At 37.0% G+C, this 20553-nt stretch carries 19 protein-coding genes and 1 tRNA gene; 8 read left to right on the forward strand and 12 right to left on the reverse strand.

All coding sequences use genetic code 11. The features are described from left to right. Positions 1-1134: 1134 nt before the first annotated feature. Positions 1135-1207: transfer RNA gene (locus ACUN8G_RS11175), tRNA-Ala, on the reverse strand. A 112-nt stretch (positions 1208-1319) separates the two neighbouring features. On the opposite strand from ACUN8G_RS11175, the gene ACUN8G_RS11180 reads away from it, so the two are divergent. Both ACUN8G_RS11180 and ACUN8G_RS11185 read left to right on the forward strand, forming a co-directional pair. Further along, on the forward strand, positions 1320-1724 hold the full coding sequence (locus ACUN8G_RS11180) for a c-type cytochrome (protein ID WP_437347300.1): 405 nt from the start codon (positions 1320-1322) through the stop codon (positions 1722-1724). Then, positions 1708-2172, forward strand: coding sequence for a GIY-YIG nuclease family protein (locus tag ACUN8G_RS11185; protein WP_437347299.1), 465 nt, complete (start codon positions 1708-1710; stop codon positions 2170-2172). Before ACUN8G_RS11180 ends, ACUN8G_RS11185 begins: the two co-directional genes overlap by 17 nt. On the opposite strand, the gene ACUN8G_RS11190 is transcribed toward ACUN8G_RS11185, so the two are convergent. Further along, positions 2103-3095, reverse strand: coding sequence for an NAD-dependent epimerase/dehydratase family protein (locus ACUN8G_RS11190; protein WP_437347298.1), 993 nt, complete (start codon positions 3093-3095; stop codon positions 2103-2105). The genes ACUN8G_RS11185 and ACUN8G_RS11190 overlap by 70 nt on opposite strands. Before the next feature lie 152 nt (positions 3096-3247). Between ACUN8G_RS11190 and ACUN8G_RS11195 the strand changes: the two genes are divergently transcribed. Together ACUN8G_RS11195 and ACUN8G_RS11200 are read left to right on the forward strand one after the other, a co-directional pair. Next, on the forward strand, positions 3248-4387 hold the full coding sequence (locus ACUN8G_RS11195; RefSeq protein WP_437347356.1) for an aminotransferase class I/II-fold pyridoxal phosphate-dependent enzyme: 1140 nt from the start codon (positions 3248-3250) through the stop codon (positions 4385-4387). Positions 4388-4406: 19 nt separating this feature from the next. Then, a complete protein-coding gene (locus ACUN8G_RS11200) occupies positions 4407-5528 on the forward strand; it encodes a hypothetical protein (protein ID WP_437347297.1) in 1122 nt (373 codons plus the stop codon). 6 nt (positions 5529-5534) lie between these two features. Here ACUN8G_RS11200 and porD read toward each other — a convergent pair whose 3' ends face one another. Then, complete coding sequence (gene porD / locus ACUN8G_RS11205; protein ID WP_437347296.1) at positions 5535-6431, reverse strand: type IX secretion system protein PorD; 897 nt, start codon at positions 6429-6431, stop codon at positions 5535-5537. A 66-nt stretch (positions 6432-6497) separates the two neighbouring features. On the opposite strand from porD, the gene ACUN8G_RS11210 reads away from it, so the two are divergent. Both ACUN8G_RS11210 and ACUN8G_RS11215 read left to right on the forward strand, forming a co-directional pair. Continuing rightward, positions 6498-7301, forward strand: a complete 804-nt coding sequence (locus ACUN8G_RS11210) for a hypothetical protein (RefSeq protein ID WP_437347295.1) — start codon at positions 6498-6500, stop codon at positions 7299-7301. Between the two features lie 13 nt (positions 7302-7314). Further along, positions 7315-9231, forward strand: a complete 1917-nt coding sequence (locus ACUN8G_RS11215) for a ComEA family DNA-binding protein (protein ID WP_437347294.1) — start codon at positions 7315-7317, stop codon at positions 9229-9231. A 40-nt stretch (positions 9232-9271) separates the two neighbouring features. Here ACUN8G_RS11215 and amaB read toward each other — a convergent pair whose 3' ends face one another. After that, complete coding sequence (amaB, locus tag ACUN8G_RS11220) at positions 9272-10801, reverse strand: L-piperidine-6-carboxylate dehydrogenase (protein ID WP_437347293.1); 1530 nt, start codon at positions 10799-10801, stop codon at positions 9272-9274. A gap of 493 nt (positions 10802-11294) precedes the next feature. Here amaB and lat point away from each other — a divergent pair, with 493 nt between their 5' ends. Then, positions 11295-12602, forward strand: a complete 1308-nt coding sequence (gene lat / locus ACUN8G_RS11225) for an L-lysine 6-transaminase (protein ID WP_437347292.1) — start codon at positions 11295-11297, stop codon at positions 12600-12602. An 82-nt stretch (positions 12603-12684) separates the two neighbouring features. Here lat and ACUN8G_RS11230 read toward each other — a convergent pair whose 3' ends face one another. Continuing rightward, positions 12685-13122, reverse strand: coding sequence for a hypothetical protein (locus ACUN8G_RS11230; protein ID WP_437347291.1), 438 nt, complete (start codon positions 13120-13122; stop codon positions 12685-12687). Positions 13123-13340: 218 nt separating this feature from the next. Between ACUN8G_RS11230 and rsmI the strand changes: the two genes are divergently transcribed. Next, positions 13341-14051 (forward strand): 16S rRNA (cytidine(1402)-2'-O)-methyltransferase, encoded by a 711-nt coding sequence (rsmI, locus tag ACUN8G_RS11235; RefSeq protein WP_437347290.1) that lies wholly within the window; start codon positions 13341-13343, stop codon positions 14049-14051. Here the strand turns inward: rsmI and ACUN8G_RS11240 are convergent. The 7 genes from ACUN8G_RS11240 to ACUN8G_RS11270 all read right to left on the reverse strand — a co-directional run bounded on the left by ACUN8G_RS11240 (position 14036) and on the right by ACUN8G_RS11270 (position 20516). After that, the gene (locus tag ACUN8G_RS11240) at positions 14036-14557 is read right to left on the reverse strand and encodes an adenine phosphoribosyltransferase (RefSeq protein WP_437347289.1); all 522 of its coding nucleotides are present in this window, start codon (positions 14555-14557) and stop codon (positions 14036-14038) included. The genes rsmI and ACUN8G_RS11240 overlap by 16 nt on opposite strands. Before the next feature lie 18 nt (positions 14558-14575). Further along, positions 14576-15571, reverse strand: a complete 996-nt coding sequence (gene dusB / locus ACUN8G_RS11245; RefSeq protein ID WP_437347288.1) for a tRNA dihydrouridine synthase DusB — start codon at positions 15569-15571, stop codon at positions 14576-14578. A 2-nt stretch (positions 15572-15573) separates the two neighbouring features. Continuing rightward, on the reverse strand, positions 15574-16743 hold the full coding sequence (locus ACUN8G_RS11250) for an MFS transporter (RefSeq protein WP_437347287.1): 1170 nt from the start codon (positions 16741-16743) through the stop codon (positions 15574-15576). Positions 16744-16869: 126 nt separating this feature from the next. Then, on the reverse strand, positions 16870-17061 hold the full coding sequence (locus ACUN8G_RS11255; protein ID WP_437347286.1) for a BF3379 family histone-like protein: 192 nt from the start codon (positions 17059-17061) through the stop codon (positions 16870-16872). A gap of 14 nt (positions 17062-17075) precedes the next feature. Further along, positions 17076-19082 carry a (Fe-S)-binding protein gene (locus tag ACUN8G_RS11260; protein WP_437347285.1) on the reverse strand — a complete coding sequence of 669 codons (2007 nt, stop codon included), beginning with the start codon at positions 19080-19082 and terminating at the stop codon, positions 17076-17078. Between the two features lie 38 nt (positions 19083-19120). Next, positions 19121-19675 carry a biotin transporter BioY gene (locus ACUN8G_RS11265; protein ID WP_437347284.1) on the reverse strand — a complete coding sequence of 185 codons (555 nt, stop codon included), beginning with the start codon at positions 19673-19675 and terminating at the stop codon, positions 19121-19123. A 10-nt stretch (positions 19676-19685) separates the two neighbouring features. Beyond that, positions 19686-20516 (reverse strand): alpha/beta hydrolase, encoded by an 831-nt coding sequence (locus ACUN8G_RS11270; protein WP_437347283.1) that lies wholly within the window; start codon positions 20514-20516, stop codon positions 19686-19688. Positions 20517-20553: the final 37 nt, after the last annotated feature.

The following is a 20553-nucleotide window of genomic DNA, read 5'->3' on the forward strand; positions in this document are numbered from 1 at the left end:
TTCGATTCATACAAATTTATACTTCACTAAACCTTATGCCACGCATCATCTTCCCGCCTATTTTATCACATTTAATTGTTAGCGGGATTTCGCTTCGCTCAACAATTCCATGGAGCCTGTCCCGCCGAAGGCGGGAGTTCGATTCATACAAATTTATTCTTCACTAAACCTTATGCCACGCACCATCTTCCCGCCTATTTTATCACATTTAATTGTTAGCGGGATTTCGCTTCGCTCAACAATTCCATGGAGCCTGTCCCGCCGTAGGCGGGAGTTCGATTCATACAAATTTATTCTTCACTAAACCTTTCGCTACGCATCATCTTCCCGCTTATTTTATCACATTTAATTGTTAGCGGGATTTCGCTTCGCTCAACAATTCCATCCCGCCGAAGGCGGGAGCTTGATTCATACAAATTTATTCTTCACTAAACCTTATGCCACGCATCATCTTCCCGCCTATTTTATCACATTTAATTGTTAGCGGGATTTCGCTTCGCTCAACAATTCCATGGAGCCTGTCCCGCCGTAGGCGGGAGTTCGATTCATACAAACAAAAATTAACTGAATAAGTTTCTTTAGTTCTTTGCTCTCAATTCCATTACGGTTCGATTCATACTGTCAAATTTGATGGCAAAATATTGCGATTTTTTATTAAAATCAAATATTTTTTTTCAACTCCACCAAAAAAATTTACGTGAACCTCTTTTTCTTTAAAAACCCTGGGAGGTTCAAGTTTCGATTTTGAGCTATTTTCGCAACTTTTGTGTGATTTGTGTGTCTTTTAACTAAAAAAGACACGAGGTTCACAAATCGAACCTCGTTTTTGGCTCGTTTTCGCACTTTTTAAAATGACATTTTTATGCCTCTTTTTATTGCTTCAAGCTATTTTATATCGACCTTTTGACTTTATTTAAAAGTATGTCAATATAAATTAGGAGTGAATTTGGAAGTGGTAGGTTCTCCTTTGTTTATAAATGCAATTAAAATTTTGAGGCATGTTAAACATAGATTTATAAAATTAGGCTTGACCGTTCTGATTGTCTTAATGTTAAAAACGGAAGAAATCTTTTACAAAGTTGAAATTAAAAAATATCTTTGGAATAATTTAGAAGTGGAGTTAGTGCTTCTTTGTGGAGCTGAGGGGATTCGAACCCCTGACCTTCTGAATGCCATTCAGACGCTCTCCCAACTGAGCTACAGCCCCATATTTCAATACGCAAAGATATAAATCTTTTCCTTTTTCTACAAAGTGTTGGTTTATGGATTTGTTTAATTCTTTTTATAAAAATATTTTTATAAATAAAAAACCAGTGAATATGAAAAGCAAATTAATTTCTTTAATCTTTATTTTGATTTTTGGCTCCACAATTTTTTTCAATTGCGACGATACGATCAATCAAAGCGAACTCGATTCCCGCCCAATACCATTATCAAATATTAGCTATGCCGAACATATACAACCTGTATTTGATGCCAAATGTAACTATTCAGGATGCCACAACGACGCCGATATGGCCGGTGGATTGAGCCTGACATCGCATCAAAATACAACCGCAAATTATTTAATTGTAGCCCAAGGTTATCCAGATAATAGTAGACTTGTGCTTGCAGTTGAAGGTCGCACGGTAAATCCCATGCCCCCCTTAGGCTACTGGCCTTTGACAGATAATCAGATACGCGCAATAAGGACATGGGTGAAAGAAGGTGCTAAAAATAACTGACGCAGTTACTAATTCAGGCATTTATTTACTGGAAATTTTTATTCCTAATCAATTTATCATAGACATAAAAAAATTCAACAGCCAAATTTTTCCCGATGGTTATTATTATTACGCAGGCAGTGCACAGAAAAATATGCGCAAGCGTCTACAAAGGCATCTTAGTAAAAATAAAACCATCTATTGGCACATCGATTATATTACCTGCCGTTTTGATATAAATAAAATTTTTTATTTCAACAATCGAGGTAAGGACTTCGAATGTAAATTGGTTTCTGAATTAGAGGAATATTTCGGATTGAAATCGATAGCACCGGGTTTTGGTAATTCAGACTGTCGAATATGCGAATCGCACTTACTTTATTCTAAATTGCCGATTGACTATAACCAATTCATTTCGCGGTACCATTCAATAGTCCGTTTCATACCTTCTTCCAAAGAAACTTTTTGATGGAAATCCAATTCCTTTACGGCTTTCGAGGCACTGCACGTCCATGCAGGTTGAACAAAGTCCTTTGCTTTTTCGATATTGAACGTTGCAGCCTTCTTGCTGAAGAATGAAAAAAATTCTGCAATTGCTGCCACAGTGTATACCAGAAAGTGAGGTATCTTAATTTTCAAAGCACCTCTTCCAAATGCTTTTTTTATTGCTTCGCTTACTTCATTCCAATCGTAAATTTTTTCGGATGCAATAAAATAAGTTTGCCCTTTTGATTTTTCGCTTACTGCCGCCAGATAAATCCCTTCTACAGCGTCTGCCACATGAATAAGGTTCAACTTTTTGTTGTCGAATCCCACTAAAGTCATCAATCCCATTTTGTATGTTTTAAATACTTGATAAATTTCCGTATCCCTCTCTCCATAGACTGCAGGCAATCTCACAATTGTTATCGGAAGTTTGCCCATATAACTTTTGGCAACTTTTTCCTGTTCAAGTTTGCTTCTACCATATGTGGTAATGGGATGTTCAGGTGTTTCTTCATCAACTGGTTTGCCATCGAGAGATGGGCCACAGGCTGTTTGACTGCTTGAAATAACCACCCTTTTAATCGAAGGATTTACTTTCAAGAGAACATCGAGTAAATTTTTTGTGGTCTCAACGTTACCTTTGAAATATCCTTCTTTTGTTTTCGACTTAACAACGCCGGCAATATGGAATAGGTAATCGGCGTCTTTTAAAACTTCTTCAAGTCCTTCTTTATCAAATAATCCTGTTGAAAAAATTTCTACTGGTTTATTTTCGAGCCAACGTCTTGAGCTTGTTTTTCTTATAATACATTTGACCTTGTGACCTTTAGTCAGTAAGTAATCAACTAAATGGCTCCCGACAAATCCGGAAGCACCCGTAACCACAGAGATAATTTTCGATTCCATAGTGTTGAATAATTCTTTATATTGTTTTAGTTAATTCAAAAAAATTATTTATAAATATAAGAAGATATAAATAACTAATAAAATACGGAGGTATTTTGGTAGATCTATTCAAAAAATGTTTCGATTTCACCCGAGCAGACGATATTAAAGCAATGGGTGTTTATCCATACTTCAGACCAATCGAAGAAAATGAAGGACCTGTAGTTCAAATTGAAGGCAGAAAAATTGTAATGGCAGGTTCCAACAACTATTTAGGTTTAACAGCTCATCCGAAAGTAAAAGAAGCTGCAATTAAGGCAATTGAGAAATATGGCACGGGATGTTCAGGTTCGAGATATTTGACAGGCACGCTCGATCTACACATAGAACTGGAAGAAAGATTAGCAAAGTTTTTTGGAACAGAAGCTGTACTTTTGTACAGTACGGGATATCAAACTGCACAAGGAGTAATAGCAACTTTGGTGCAGCGCGGTGAATATGTAATTTCCGACAAAGACAATCACGCGTGCATAGTTGCCGGCCAGATAATGGCACGTGGTGCTACAGCCGAATTAGTACGTTATAAACACAACGATATGAACGACCTGGAACGCGTTCTTAAAAAAGTACCTATCGAAGCAGGCAAATTAATTGTAAGCGACGGCGTTTTTAGTACGGGCGGTGAAATTGTCGACCTACCAACTTTAGTTGACCTTGCCAGGAAATATAACGCTCGCATTTTAATTGACGATGCACATGCCGTTGGCGTTATTGGAAAAGGTGGAAGAGGAACCGCCAGCGAATTCAACCTTGAAGAAGAAGTTGACCTTACAATGGGTACTTTCAGCAAAACATTCGCATCGCTCGGTGGCTTTGTTGCCGGCAAAGAACGAGTGATTAATTATCTTAAGCACCATTCTTCTGCACTTATATTTAGTGCATCGCCCACTCCAGCTTCGGTTGCTGCAGCGCTTGCAGCTCTTGATATTCTCGAGGCAGAACCATGGCGCGTACAAAAGCTAATTAATAATGCCAATAAAGTACGCACTGAATTAGCTGCAGCTGGATTCAATGTATTAGAAGGTAGAACTGCAATTGTACCTGTTATCGTAGGCGATGATGGCCTGGCATTCAAAATGTGGCGACGTTTATTTGACGAAGGCGTTTTTGTTAATGTCTTTATTTCACCAGGTGTTCCGCAAGGTAGACAAATGATGCGCACAAGCTATATGTCGACTCACGAAGATGAACACCTCGACTTTATTATAGATACATTTAAAAAAGTGGGTAAAGAACTGGGATTAATTTCATAATTTTAATGGAGTATCTTCGATGTCGGATATAACTATAAAAACAGTTAAATCTAAAAAGGATTTAATGAGATTTATAAAATTCCCGTGGGAAATTTATAAAGGTGATCCTTACTGGGTGCCACCATTAATTTATGACAAAAAGAAAATCCTGGATAAGAAAAAGAACCCATTCTTCGAACATGCCGACATTGAACTATTTTTAGCCGAAAGGGATGGTAAAATTCTCGGAAGGATAGCCGCAATCAGCAACCAATTACATAACCAATATCACAACGATAAAGTTGGTTTTTGGGGCTTTTTCGAATCGATTAACGACCAGGCTGTTGCCAATAAACTTTTTGACGCCGCTAAAGAATGGCTCAAAGTTAGAGGTTTCGACACAATGAGAGGGCCAGCCAATCCTTCTTCAAACGATGAATGGGGAATGTTAATAGACGGTTTTGAAGATACTCCAAGAATTTTAATGACTTACAACCCGCGCTATTATTTGACGCTTTGCGACAATTACGGCTTCAAAAAAGTTAAGGACCTTTATGCATACAAACTGGAACATGATAAGGTTGTTTCGTCCGATAAATTGAGAAGGGTTGCAGAGATTGCACGCACTCGCTCGAAAATTAAAATCACTCAGTTGAATATGAAGAACTTCAAAACAGAACTCGACAAAGTCAAATACGTTTATAACAAAGCGTGGGCTCCGAATTGGGGATTCGTTCCTATGACCGAAAAAGAGATAGATGCAATGGCTAAAGATTTGAAGCCTCTGGTTGAACCTTCATTGGTGTTATTTGGTGAAATCGACGATAAACTTGTGGGTTTTGCTCTGGTTATGCTCGATTACAATCAAATAATCAAAGATATGAACGGGAGATTATTGCCCTTCAATTTTATCAAGCTTTTTACACAGAGGAAAAAAATTAACTGGTGTAGAATCATAACACTTGGAATAATACCTGAACATCAAAAAAGGGGTTTAGACTCAGTTTTCTACTGGGAAATTGTAAACCGCGCTGCAGAACTTGGAATTTACCTCGGCGAAGCCAGCTGGATTCTTGAAGATAATGATATGATGAACCGTGGTGCTCACGTTATGAACGGAGAACTTTATAAGAAATACCGTATTTACGAAATGCCAATTTAGTCAGGATTAATCAACTTTCATCGCTTCGTCGTATTTTGAGATGTGAGGTGGATCGATCTTTTTCAAAGCTTCGAAGAGTGGTTTATTGTCTGGGTAATTTTTCAACAGTTCAGCAATTTCACCAGCTTTGGCATCGAAAAATACTTTAAGCAGTGGGCTTCGTGGGTCTAACTGATCCTTCACTTTGTCTAGATTTATTATCAATTTAACAATATTTTTGTAAGCTGCTTCTGGCTCTGAGCTAAGCAAATCCAATCCATTATAATGGTAATCATAAAAATCCATTCTAAACTGCTGATATTTGGCATTCATTAAATTTTCGACCAGACCTCTGCGACTGTAGAGAGTGCTCTTCGATTCCCAGCCTTCCATATACGCAGTGTTTATGCCTCTTATTGCAATATCGAGGGCTTTTGAAAAATAGGGAGTTCCTGTCAACTTGCCATACGAATCGCTGTCAAAACCGATTATTACATAAGCATAGAAATCGAGAAAACTGACTAAAGGATCGAAGTCGGATTGATTAAAATAGAGAGCTTGATTTTTTTCGTAGGTAAAACTCCAGGCATTATCGAATATATTTAACATCAAAGAATTTCTTTCCGAATTTTCTATTGGTCTTTGACTGGTAACAACGACCTGAGCTTTATATGTAGTTTCGTCGTCGGCAGCTTTAAGGAAAAAGATATTGAATCCACATCGAATTTTATAATCGCCCCAATTTTCAGTGGTAAATTTGGTATTGTTTAAGTAAGTTTCTATCTGACTTTGAAAATTAATTAACCTTTCCTTTGCAGCAACGGGCAGCTGTTCATAATTAACCGATACTGTAGCATCTAATTCTTGCGCTCTTATTGTTGATAATAAGAAGAGTGAGACAATTATAAAAATTAGTTTTTTCATTTATCTTCCTGCAAATTTAATGGCAAAATAAATAATTAAACAATTTTATACAATCATGGATGAACGATGAAGAAAATCAGTTTAATCCTTCAACTCCTGATTGTCGTTAATTGTTTCGGTCAATCCGATGCAGGCGCTCGCCGAACAGCCCTCAACTCTTCCGATATCATAAGTTGCAACGACCCATTTGCAATCTTTTATAATCCTGCATCGGCTGCATCGTGCAAGTCAGCTCAAATCGGTTTTTTCTATTCCCCATCCCCTTTTGAAATGAAAGAACTGTCAACATTTTATGCAGCTTTTATTCAACCTACTTCAATTGCTTCATTTTCACTCGGCTTTATGAAATATGGGTTTGAACTCTACAGTGTCAAACAGATTCAAGCTGGAATTGCATTTAACTTTTATGAAAGTTTTTCCGCCGGTATAAATTTTTCGATGCAAAATCTTTTTATCGAAAATTACGGCACACGCAATTTCTTTTTTGCAGATGCCGGATTGACTGTTAAATTAAACGAAAAAATAAGCACGGGAATATTTGTTAAAAATATAACCAGAACCTCAATTGACAATTTCGAAAATCAATTCCCAACAATTTTTAATGCGGGCATTTATTATAAAATTATTGACGAAATTAATCTTTATGCCAGCGCAAGGAAAGAATTAGGATATAAAATTGCTTTACAATACGGCATTGAGTTCAGTATAGTTGAGTACCTTAATTTGCGGGCTGGCATGTCAGACTTCCCCGAAACTTATAGCGGTGGAGTCGGAATCAATTACAAATCGTTCGAATTCGGTTACAGTATAAACTCGCATTTTGAACTCGGGCTCTCACATCAATTCGAAATAATAATTAGACCGTATTAATATGAGATACTTTTTGATAATCATATTTGTTTTGTTCAATGCGTTTATTTTGAAGGCACAAACCGATACTACATTCGAAGAGCTACTTTCTCAATTAATTGAAGATAACTTAGGCGAATTGGAAGAATCTGAAATCTTTGACGATATCGAAGAGTTGCTCGACAACCCGATAGATATTAATACCGCCTCTTTAGATGACCTTCTCAGAATACCAGCGCTCGACAGGCGCAAAGCCTCTGCTATTATCCAATACAGACAATCGCACGGAAGTTTTAAGAATAAAAACGAACTTTATCTTGTACCAGAATTGAATGATTTAACTGCGAGATGGATTTCATATTTTATTAAAATATCGAGTTCAGCTAAATCAGAAAGTATCTTTTCCTTTTCAAAAATTGCCCTTCGTTCAAGGATACAGAGCGACCTCCAGATTCGACAAGCTTACATTGAAAACAAATTTGCTGGCAATAGACTGAAATCTTATAACCGCTTACTTTATTATGGAAAATATATCAATGCAGGATTTGTTACAGACAAGGACCCGGGCGAAAAAAGTTATACCGATTTTACTTCCGGTTTTATCGAATTAAGGACAAAGACTTTTCTGAAAAAGATTATTGTTGGCAATTATACAGTTGAATCGGGATACGGATTAATTTTATGGTCGCCATATAATTATCGCAAAGGAAACGAAGTTACCGTTCCGATTTCCAATTTTAGAAGCGGGAGTCGCCCTTATAAAAGTTCGGGAGAATTCGGTTACTTCTCTGGAATATCGACAAGTCTCTCTGCAGGAATCATTGAATTCTTACCATTTGTTTCTTTAAAGAGAATTGATGCATCTCTCGATACAACAGGAAACATAAATTCATTTAAATACGACGGCTATCACCGTTCGTTGAATGAACTAAACTCGCATTCGAATACTAAAGAATATGCTTACGGTGCAGTAATTAAACTCAAGCCATCTCAGAGTTTGACTTTAGGATTAACGACTGTTTCTTATAAATATAACAGGGCAATCAATTCAGTCGGTTCGTCACGCTTGCAAAATCATACGATAAATTTTAGTTATGGCAATCCCTTATTCACAATTTCTGGTGAATCTGCACTTTATAAAAATCATCTCTCCTCGATAACGTCTGTCTTATTGACGCCGCTCGATAACCTAAAATTAAGTCTTTCATACAGAGATTATTCGCCCTATTTTTATTCTGTCATGGGTAATTCTTTTGGCGAGCGTTCAAATTCCACCAACGAGAAAGGGTTCTACACTTCAATTGACTTTAAATCCCGTATGGGCAATTTTTCTTTCTATTATGACATCTATTACTTTCCCTTTGTTAAGGGAAATTTCCCTGCAAAGGGGAAGGATTTTCTGTTCGTATATCAAAACAAATTAAGTAACACAAGTAAAATAAATCTATTATATAAAAATGAACGGGCTGAAATGCCTTCAAACGAAGAGTTATATCCTCGATTGGTTTTAAATTCAAGAATTCGTTACAGGATCGAATTGATTAATTATTTCAAAGACAGGATACGAACGAAAACCCGTTTTGAACTCGTACGTATTAAATCATCGGCGATAAAGGAAAACGGTTACTTAGTTTATCAGGATTTACAGTTAAAACCTCTAAACAATATCACGGTATACGCCAGAATCTTATTTTTCGATAGTGCTTCGTACGATTCCCGCATTTATGCATATGAAAACGACCTGGATGGTCTAATGACAAACGGCTTATTTTATGGAGAAGGGATTAAATGGTATTTATTACTAAAGTATACTCTTAATGGATTTAGTTTTTCGCTCAAGTATTCCGAATTGTACAAACCTTTTGAAAGACAATTAGGCAGTGGCTATACGGAAATTGAAGGTCACACGGACAATCGGATTTCATTTCAATTTGATTATGCCCTCAAATAAAAAGTGCCCAGACGTTGAAGTGGCATCGGGGCAGTGGAAATCAAATTTCGAATTTAATGCCCTGTGCAAGAGGAAGTTTTGTACCGAAATTGATAGTATTTGTTTGTCTGCGCATATAGAATTTCCATGCGTCAGAACCCGATTCACGTCCTCCTCCAGTATGCTTTTCGCCTCCGAAGGCACCTCCAATTTCAGCACCAGAAGTTCCAATATTTACATTTGCAATTCCGCAGTCGCTTCCCCAGGCTGAAAGAAATTCTTCGGCTTCTCTCAAATTGTTAGTAAAAATTGAAGATGAAAGTCCCTGTACAACATCGTTTTGAATATCTATCGCATTTTGAACTTCGCCGGAATATTTAATCATGTATAGTATCGGAGCAAAAGTTTCCTCTTGCACAATTCTATAGTGATTTTCGGCTTCTACAATTGCAGGCACAACATAACATCCCGATTCGTAGCCCTTTCCGGAAAGGACTTCGCCGCCGTATAGAATTTTTCCGCCTTCCTCCACAACCTGTTTAAGTGCATTTTTGAAATCTTCTACTGCAGCTTTATCGATAAGAGGTCCCACATGATTTTTCTCGTCGAGAGGATTACCTATTTTCAAACTTTTGTAAGCTTTAATTAAAGAATCTTTCACTCTGTCATAAATATCTTCGTGAACAATTAAACGGCGAGTTGTAGTGCATCTCTGTCCAGCTGTGCCGACGGCTCCGAATACAACAGCTGGAATCGCCAGATTGAGGTCGGCTTCTGGAGTAATAATAATTGCATTGTTGCCACCCAGTTCTAATATCGACCTACCAAATCTACCTGCAATAATGCCTGCTGCTCGTTTACCTACAGCAATTGAGCCGGTCAATGAAATGAGTGGTATCCTTTTGTCGTTCAATAATTTGTTGCCGATAGTCGAACCTTTACCAATTATCAAATTAAAGAGTCCTTCTGGCAGGTTATTCGATTTTATTACACCAGCCAAAATATTTTGTACGGCTATTGCTGATAATGGCGTTTTCGATGAAGGTTTCCATAAATTGACATCGCCACAAACAGTTGCAATCATAGCATTCCATGCCCAAACGGCTACAGGGAAATTAAAAGCTGTTATGATGCCAACGATACCGAGCGGATGATACTGTTCATACATTCGATGTTTTTCTCTTTCGGAAGCGATTGTTAATCCGTAAAGTTGTCTCGATAGACCTACAGCAAAATCGCATATATCAATCATCTCCTGCACTTCGCCCATTCCTTCCTGCAGCGACTTTCCCATTTCATAAGAAACCAGCTTACCAAGAGGTTCTTTATATTTTCTTAGTTCAAGACCGATTTGCCTGACAATTTCGCCTCTTTTGGGAGCTGGCACAGTACGCCAGTACTTGAACGCTTGCTCGGCTTTTTCGACAACACGCTCGTAATCTTCCTCGTCAGCTTGAATCACTTTTGAAATTACTTTTCCATCTACAGGTGAAACTACGTCAAATGCTTCTCCTTTTGTCTTGACCCAATCGGTGCCCGTCGATGCGCCGTTGTTCTTTTCAGTTATTAACAGTTGATTTAAGAATTCCATTTTTCTCCTCCCGCTTTTTCTTAGGGATTTTTAAGTGCATTTATAAAACTTATCCGAAAAAAATTTTTTCCACGAGATATTAATTCTGTATCGGACTCTTTAGTTTGATGTTCCAAATTGTCTTAATAATTACCGATTAAAAAGCATTTAGTGATATGCTCCCCCTCAATAATCCTTGATACAAAAACGATTTATGTAAAAATTGATTACTCTTTCGATTAATTAAAAGGGACTTCGTTCATCCCTTAAATTTGTTATCCAATTTAGTAAATTGAATATTATCAGTAAACCTGAAATCTTCTTATTAATAGTTCTTGATGAATATTTTTCCATTTGATATATTTGTTTGTCAACATCGATATAAGATGAAAAACTTCAAAAAATTAACCGGTCGAAACACACTCCGAAATTATATGGCATCCCGCTTCGAAGACGTCTTCTAAATTTTTTCTCCCTTCTCGCTCTATTATATTATTAAAACAGGGAGAAACAAATGATTACAAAAGAAAACGCACTCGACTTTTTACGTCGATATATGTTAATCGACGGATTTGATATTTTGCTCGATCTTTCTGAAAGCAAAGGAATTTATCTCGTTGATGCGAGAAATGGAAACAAGTTTCTCGATTTTTATTCTTTCTTTGCTTCATCACCTGTGGGCATGAATCATCCGAAATTATTCGAATCAGAGTTTCTTGAAGAATTGCAAAGAGCCGCTTTGTCCAAACCGTCGAACTCAGATATTTACACACTCGAAATGGCTAAATTTGTAGAAGCTTTTTCAAAGTATGCAATGCCAGCGGATTTCAAGCATCTATTTTTTATTGATGGTGGAGCGCTCGCCGTTGAAAACGCTTTGAAAGCTGCTTTCGACTGGAAAGTTAAAAAAAATTTCCAGAAAGGATATAAAGAAGAAAAAGGCACTCAGGTTATTCATTTCAAAAGTGCTTTCCATGGTAGGACGGGCTATACAATGTCGCTTACAAACACCGACCCAAACAAAACGGCATATTTTCCAAAGTTCAACTGGCCCAGGATATCGAATCCGAAAATAATTTTTCCGCTTCAGGAAAATCTCGATAAAATAGTTAAAGCAGAATCGGAAGCCATCGATCAAATTTACAATGCAATTAAAAACAATCCAGATGATATTGCAGCGCTTATCATAGAACCGATTCAGGGCGAAGGTGGCGACAATTTTTTCAGAAAAGAATTTTTCGAAAAACTACGTGATATAACACTCGAAAATGAAATTATGCTAATATTTGATGAAGTCCAAACAGGAATTGGTATAACCGGAAAAATGTGGGCGCATGAACATTATGTTCAACCCGATATGATTGCTTTCGGTAAAAAAGTGCAGATCTGCGGATTTATGTCGACCAATCGAATCGACGAAGTGGAAGATAATGTATTTAGAAAATCGAGCCGCATTAATTCAACCTGGGGTGGAAATTTAGTTGACATGGTGCGTTCACGAAAATATCTTGAAATAATCTCTCAAGAAAATCTTCTTCAGAATGCTGAAGCTACAGGTAAATACCTGCTCGAGCAATTAATACAAATAGAAAAAAAATTCCCGAAATTAGTATCGCAAGCTCGTGGATTGGGATTGATGTGTTCATTCGATTTACCAAATCCAGAAGTTCGTAAAAAATTTCTGGCAAAACTATTCGAAAAAAGAATGCTCATGCTTGGCTGCGGCGTAAGTACAGTACGTTTTAGACCGCCGCTTATTGTAAATAAAAATGACGTGGACAAAGGAATTGAAATAATCGAAGAGGTACTAAAATCTTTCTAAAAAAAGACTGACTAAAAAGTAGATCGACATTACCATCATCCTTGATTTAGGAGTGGATTGATTACTTTTTAGTCAGTTTCATTTAATAGCTGCCCATTCCCTGATCGTGCTTTTTACTCATATTTTTTACGAGTTTAAAGCGGATGGGACCGTTGAGTAAAGTGCTCGAATTCCAGAGCTTATAACCGCCTGCCATACTTAAGTCCTCGCCAAGCCAGGCATCGATATCGCCGTTGAGGTCACCCATATTTGTATCATTTAGCTGAAATGTAAAAATGGTATGTTTGTTTATAGAAGTACCTTCAAAATTAAATGTAATTGCATTCCAGCTGCCAGTGCCATAAACTTTGTTTCCTTCTTGTGTATAAAGAAGAATAACAACCGGCTCTTCAGAGGATGAGTTGTATGGTACCGATTGATATTGTCCACTGAATACGTCTGAATCGACGGGCTCGACAATCTTTTCGGCATTGCAGGCAATTAAGAACGGCAGCAAAAACAGAGCGATGAGCTTTTTCATAGTATCCTTCCTATGATTTTTATTGTTAAGAAAGTATCCTTACTTCTGCCCTATTATCGATCGCTGCCCTCTTTTTGTTTAGTATGTTTGTATTGAAATTAGAGGGATAAATTTTTCTTTAAATTAATTTTCATTCGATACGATAATTAATTTTATCTCCAGTTCGGACTAAACATTTAAAGGATTTTATTACATTTGCTCGAAAAAATGGTAATCTTATGGATGGAAAAAGTTCAGGCAAGTTATACGTTGTAGCCACACCTATCGGAAATTTACAGGATATAACATTTAGAGCCGTTGAAGTCTTGAAAAACGTTGAATTTATCGTTTGTGAGGACACCCGAGTTTCCGGTATCTTATTGTCGCATTACGGCATAAATAAACGGTTGAAAGTCTTAAACGCACGTAATGAAACAAAAGTATCGGAAGAAATAATTGAAGAAATTAAAAGTGGAAATGCATGTGCACTGATCTCTGACGCTGGTACACCACTGATTTCCGATCCTGGAAGTCAATTAATTAATAAAGCTGTAAGAGAAAACATAGTTGTGGTTCCGATTCCAGGTCCCAGCGCCTTGATTGCTGCATTAAGCATTAGTGGGCTTCCATCAAGTTCGTTTCTTTTTGAGGGTTTTCTGCCGCAAAAGAAAGGACGACAAAAAAAACTTGAACAACTATCACACGAAAACCGAACTATCGTCCTTTACGAATCAACTTATAGAATAGAAAAATTACTCAAAGAACTTTTGGAATATATGCCAGAGAGAACAATAGTGGTTTGCAGAGAATTAACAAAAAAATTCGAAGACGTATGGCGAGGTAAACCCTCGGAGTTACTAAAACAACTCCCCTCAAGAAATATTAAAGGGGAGTTTGTAGTAATCATTTCTCCTTTGGAATGGATTGAAGAAAATTATTCTGAATCGTAATTGATAAGAGAATGAATTTCGTAATTGGATAATTTATTCCGTCCATTCAAAAACGATAATTCGATTAAAAAAGAGATCTGCACAATTTTACCGCCAAGTTTTTCGACCAATTTACATGCAGCTTCCATAGTACCACCCGTAGCCAGCAAATCGTCGTGCATCAATACAATGTCGCCTTTTTCGATTGAGTCTTTGTGAATTTCAATTGTATCGGAACCGTATTCCAGTTCATAAGTTTCTGTCAATTTATCAGCGGGCAATTTTCCGGGTTTACGCACAGGTACAAATCCTGCTTTTAATTTCAAAGCCAGAGCCGCTCCTAAAATAAAACCACGCGATTCAATTCCAACAACCTTTGTAATCGCTTTGTCCTTACTTAATTCATACAACTTATCAACTGCATAATTCAAAGCCTTGCTCTCTTTTAGAAGAGTTGTCACGTCCCTGAACATAATACCTTTTTTCGGAAAATCCGGCACTGTGCGGATGTAATTTTTTAAGTCCATTTCTTTGTCCTTAATTTATTAATTGGAAAGCTGACTTTCGAATTTATTTAGTTCTTCTAAATAATTCATCAGCAAATTCTCAATTGGAGCGTATTCTGTAAATCTCATTATTTCCTGTTTAACTCTCGAAGAATTTTTTAGCCCTTTCAGATATCCCGACCAAAACTTTCGGAAGGGAATGATTGCGTTTTTTTCGTCGTTTTTTAATTCAATTGAATATTTAAGATGACGGAGAGCAATTTCGAATCTTTTCTCGGGAGTATCTTTGAATTTAATTTCACCATAATAAAGAAGTTCTTTTGCTTCCAAGAAAATCCATGGACGTTCAATGGCGCCCCGTGCAATCATCACGCCATCTGCCGGCGTAGTATCAAAGGCACGCTTAACGTCGTCAGCAGAAAAAATACCGCCGTTCAAAATAACTGGGATACTAACAACTTCTTTAACCTTTTCAATCCATGACCAATCTGGTTCTCCGCTGTGTCCCTGATTTTTAGTTCGGCAATGGATAGTTAATGCAGCAGCACCAGCAGCTTCAATCCTTTTGGCAATTTCCTGTATATTAATTGAATTTTCATCCCATCCAATACGGGTTTTTACTGTAACGGGCAATTTTACACTTTTTACAATTTCTCTCACCATCGTTTCCATATACTCAGGATCTTTTAATAGGCCAGCTCCTGCGCCTCTATTTGCAACTTTTTTCACCCAGCAACCAGCATTAATGTCGATAATATCGGGATTTAAGTCTTCTACTATTTTCGCTGATTCGACCATCGGCTCGAGATTTCCTCCGTAAATTTGAATTCCAACAGGACGTTCTTGATCTGTAATTTCCATTTTCCGGTAAGTTTTTTTATTAGAGCGCACCAATCCATCTGAATTAATAAATTCTGTATAAACTATATCCGCTCCTAATTCTTTGCATAATTTACGGAATGCAATATCTGTAACGTCTTCCATTGGCGCCAATAGCAAAGCTCTATTTAATTTGATATTTCCTACTTCTAACATATTCAATCGGTCCTTAAATAGTAATGTGTCAAAACGAGAGTAACAAAAGTAAAGAATGCACCTGTCAAAAACGGTGTATAATAGCCGAGATAATTAAATGAAAATCCACCCCAGAGCGGACCTAAAACGCGAGCGAGCGATGCCAGTGATTGATTAATTCCGAGAATTGCACCCTGCTCGTTTTCCGACGATAATTTTGAAACTAAACTTAGTATTGTAGGCTGTAAAATGCCAGTCCCAATCGAAAGAATGGTAACAACAATTGCCACCCCAAAAAAATTATAACCGTATGGAATTGCACCCAGACCAAACATCATCAATGTTGTTCCCCACAGAACTAATTTTCTTTCGTTAATTTTTCCTCCTGCCGATTTTACAAAAAATCCCTGCACCAGAACGCTAACAGCGCCCATTATTCCGTACAGAAATCCATTCTGCTGGTCGGTAAAATTGAAGTGTTTATACCCCAATAGAGCAAAGGTGCCGTAGAGATTTGCAATTGAAAAAATTATTATAAAAAAGAGAATTATTAATAAACCCACGCGCTGAATTTTCAATACCTTAGTGATGAATTTTATATCAACTAATTTTAAGGAGATCCTGACATCATTCGATTTTTTAAGATTCGATTCGGGCAGGAAAAAGATCGCAAAAAGAAAAGCTATGAATGAAAATGTAGCACTTCCAAAACCAGCAATATCATATCCAAATTTCGCAAGCAAAGCCCCAATTAATGGTCCAAAAACAAAGCCGAGGCCAAATGCAACGCCGATCAATGCCATTCCTTTTGCTCGATCTTCTTTCGAAGTCACATCGGCAATGTAAGCTTGTGCTACAGCGATATTGCTGCCGCCAATACCAGCCAGCATACGAGAAACCAATAGAATTATGAATGAATTGGCAAAACTGAAAATTATATACGAAACAGCTGTCATTAAAAGTGTGGTTGTTATCAGCGGCTTTCTTCCAATTTTGTCAGAAAGCTTACCCAATAGAGGATTAAATAAAAATTGCATCAAGGAAAAAACTGCTACAATTATACCAATACCGAAATCGGATATACCAAGTTGCTTGCTGGCAAAAGTGGGCAACAATGGGATCAGAATTCCAAAACCCATTAAATCGATAAAAATTGTAAAAAATACGATTACAAGAGCAGTTCTATTTTTCATATATCAGAAAATTCTTGAGAAATTAAATTCAAAGATAGGAATTTTTAACAAAAATAAGATGCGGGGTGTATTATGCGAAAAGAAGGGTGACCCGAAAATATTTTTCTCGGGTCTCCCCATGTGGTATTATTCTTTAGGAGCTTTTCTCTGAGCTTTTACTTCCTGAACTTCATTACGGATCTCTTGAGCCATTTTCTTCAGTTCGCTCAAGCCTTTTCTCAAACGAGTTCCTGCTGCAGCCTGCCCTTTTTCGTAAAATTTGACTACATCGGCTTCCAAACTTTTAACGAATTCTACCAGTTGTTGGTATTTTTGCATACTTCCTCCTTTTTTTAGTTAATGATTACATTTTCGAGTATTATTTCAGCAATATCTTTAACTTCTATTTCGTTAGATTTATCGAGACTTTTCATACCGTCGTTTAACATCGTCATGCAGAAAGGACATGCTGAAACGACTTTTTGAGCTCCCGTTTCAACAGCTTCTCGGGAGCGATTGATATTAATTCTTTCTCCTTCGTTTTCCTCCAAAAACATTCTGCCGCCTCCGGCTCCGCAACAAAAACCTTTGTCTTTTGAACGTTCCATTTCAATTAATTCAAGACTCCCAAATTTATTCAAAATTTCACGCGGTGGATTATAAATATTATTATATCTTCCCAGATAACACGAATCGTGATACGTCACTTTAATCTTTTCCCTGCTTTCATTATTTATTTTAATCTTCCCTTCTGCGATTAGTTTTATAAGTAATTCCGAATGATGCTCTACTTCGTACTTACCACCAAATTTGGGGTATTCGTTTTTTATCGTGTTGAAACAATGTGGACACGCAGTCACAATCTTCTTTACGCCATAATTATTTAGTGTTTCTACATTTTCTTGAATTAGCATTTGAGCCAGATATTCGTTACCGAGCCTTCTTGCCGTATCACCGTTACATTTTTCCTCAATACCTAGAATTCTGAAGTTAATATTTGCAATTTGCAGCAATTTTGCAATTGCTTTTGTCACTTTTTGATATCGGGCGTCGAAAGAACCCGCGCATCCTACCCAGAAGAGATATTCACATTCAGGGTCTTCTGCCATAGTTTTAATATCCATCCCTTCTGCCCAATTGGCTCTATCCTGCCAATTAAAAGCCCAGGGTGTGAAATTCGTTTCAATATTTTTGAAAACCGTATTGAGTTCCGGAGGGAAATTTGATTCCATCAATACAAGATTCCTGCGCATATCAATAATTGCATCGAGGTGCTCAATCGAGACGGGACATTCGTAAACGCATGCACCACATGTAGTGCATGCCCATAATTCCTCGTCGGTAATGTAATTATGCACCAAAGTTTTTTCTAATAACTGATTCTCATCATCGCCTTTTAAGATCAATGGCGCTTTCTCTTCTGTGCGATGACGAATATTGATGATAATTTCTCTTGGGGATAATTTTTTCCCTGTGTTTGCAGCAGGGCAAGCCGCTGTGCATCTTCCGCATTCTGTACACGAGAAACCATCGAGCAGCTGTTTCCAGGTTAAATGTTCAATATCAGCTGCACCAAATTGCTCTCTATTTTCATCTTCAAGGTCGATTGCTTTTGCAATAAACTTTTCGTTACCCAGTTTCGAAAAAAATACATTCGGAATCGAAGTAACAACGTGAAAATGCTTTGAATAAGGCAAAAAGTTTAGAAATAACAAAATTAAGCCGATGTGCATCCACCAGAAAAATTCGTAATAAGCTACATGGACATAATTAGAATCACTAAAAAACAATTTGCTGATAAACATCGATACAGGCTTAAACTCGAATAATCCATAACGAAAATCATTGTTTATAATATTAATTACATTCTGACCGAACATCGAAAATACAATACCAAATATCATTAGAAGAATAACAGCTGCATCGAGATTTCCTTTTTTACCCACATTTAAACGGGGAACTTTGATTATAAATCTCCTGTAAAGCGCTGCTAATACGGCAATCATCACAAAGAAGCCAAAGGTATCCTGTACAAACGTAATTAAAAGATAAATCCTTCCGAGGAAACTGAAATTAAAATCATAATAAAATCCCTGAATGATCGACTCGACTACAACCAGCAAAAAAAGCATAAATCCCCAGAATATTAAAAAGTGAATGATACCAGCTGCAGGTTCACGTAATAGCTTTGATTGCCCGAATGCAATTTTCAGTACATTTTTTATTCTTTCGGAAATATTATCAAATCGGTTTTCTGATTGCCCTATGCGCAGGTAAGAAAGGATTCTCCTTAAATTGTAGAAGAAGAATCCTATCGCAAATAAAAATAAGAAAGAAAAAATTACGCTTTTAATTCCCATCAATCACTTCTGTTTAATTTGAGAATGACAACCTGAATTTATTTCTTTTTCAGAGTAAAGAATAAAAGAGTGGCGCCAACTACTTTCAAGATATCCCAAAGGGTAAATAAGATCGCACCGCTAAATAAAGCTGTCCTTAGGTTACCTCCGAAGAAAATGGAAAGATAAAGTGCACCGGATAAAATAATCATTGCATCAGCCAGAAGAAATGTAATAAATACTTTTAATAAACCACTATTTCTTTCAAGCAGATAACCCGCCAAAAATGCTGCAAATGGGAATGCGAGCAAATAACCACCTGTAGGACCAAATAATTTCATGAAGCCAAAACTGAAACCCGCAAATACAGGAATACCAATTGCACCTGAAATTATGTATAAAATCTGGCTGTATGCGCCATTGCGTGCACCAAGAAAAGCTCCCGAAAGCAATACTATCATCGTCTGCAAAGTAAATGGGACGGGTTGAGTTGGGATTATAATCTGAGCACTTAAAAACGTTAAGACTGAAAAAAGAAGAATAAGAGTTGCTTCTTTTGATTTCGTCAAGGAAATCGGTGAAATAAAACGTTTTACATTTTCTTTGGTAATCATAGTATCCTCTTTATTTGAGATTATTATTAAAAAACGTCAAAGTTTTATCGAGTAATTTATCAAATTTTTCGTTTGATTGCTCAAAAGGATGAACAATTCCAAATGTATGGCCGGTATTGTTAATAATATAGAGTTCTGTTTTTTCTTTATTTGCCCAATTGTAAAGCTCCACTGCTTCCTCCAATTGAACAGCCACGTCCTGGTCGCCATGGGCAATTAACACAGGACGATTAAAATTGGCAATTGCTTTTTGAATATTGAGCAAACCTTCTCTGTTTTTTTCGATATCTTCCAGAAGGGAAAGGTTTAATTTAAGTTTTTGTTTTGTGCGCATATTCAAAACCTCTAAATAACCTTTGCTGCGCCACTCTTTTTTTTGTCTTTCTGAATAGCGATCTAATCTCGATATCGATGCCCAGAGTGCAACTGCTGGAATATCAACTCTGCGAGCTGCATTTAAAATTGAGATTGCACCTCCCCTGCTATGTCCGATATAACCAATTTTACCTTTGAAATTCAAATTCAGATAATCGTTATAGAGTGCATCGGTAATTTCATTTAGTTCTCGTATCTCGCGTGAAAAAGTATTTGCAGCGAATTTGTCGAGTTGTGTAAAATCATTATTTTCATCGATGCCGTTGTGTGAAAAGTTAAAGGCAATGGTTAGATAGCCATTATTTGCAAAAAATTCTGAAGCATATGGTCCAAACCCCCAATCCTTAAAACCTTTGAATCCATGAACAAGAACGAGTGCATTACCAGAAAATCGAGTTTCATTCAGGTATGCAGTAGCATTAATCTGTTCTTTGTCGGAAGTCGTAAAATTGAAATTTCTTATCATATTGCACGAAATATCAAGATTCGTTGGTCTAAAGTCA

This window comes from Melioribacter sulfuriphilus, from assembly GCF_052656625.1.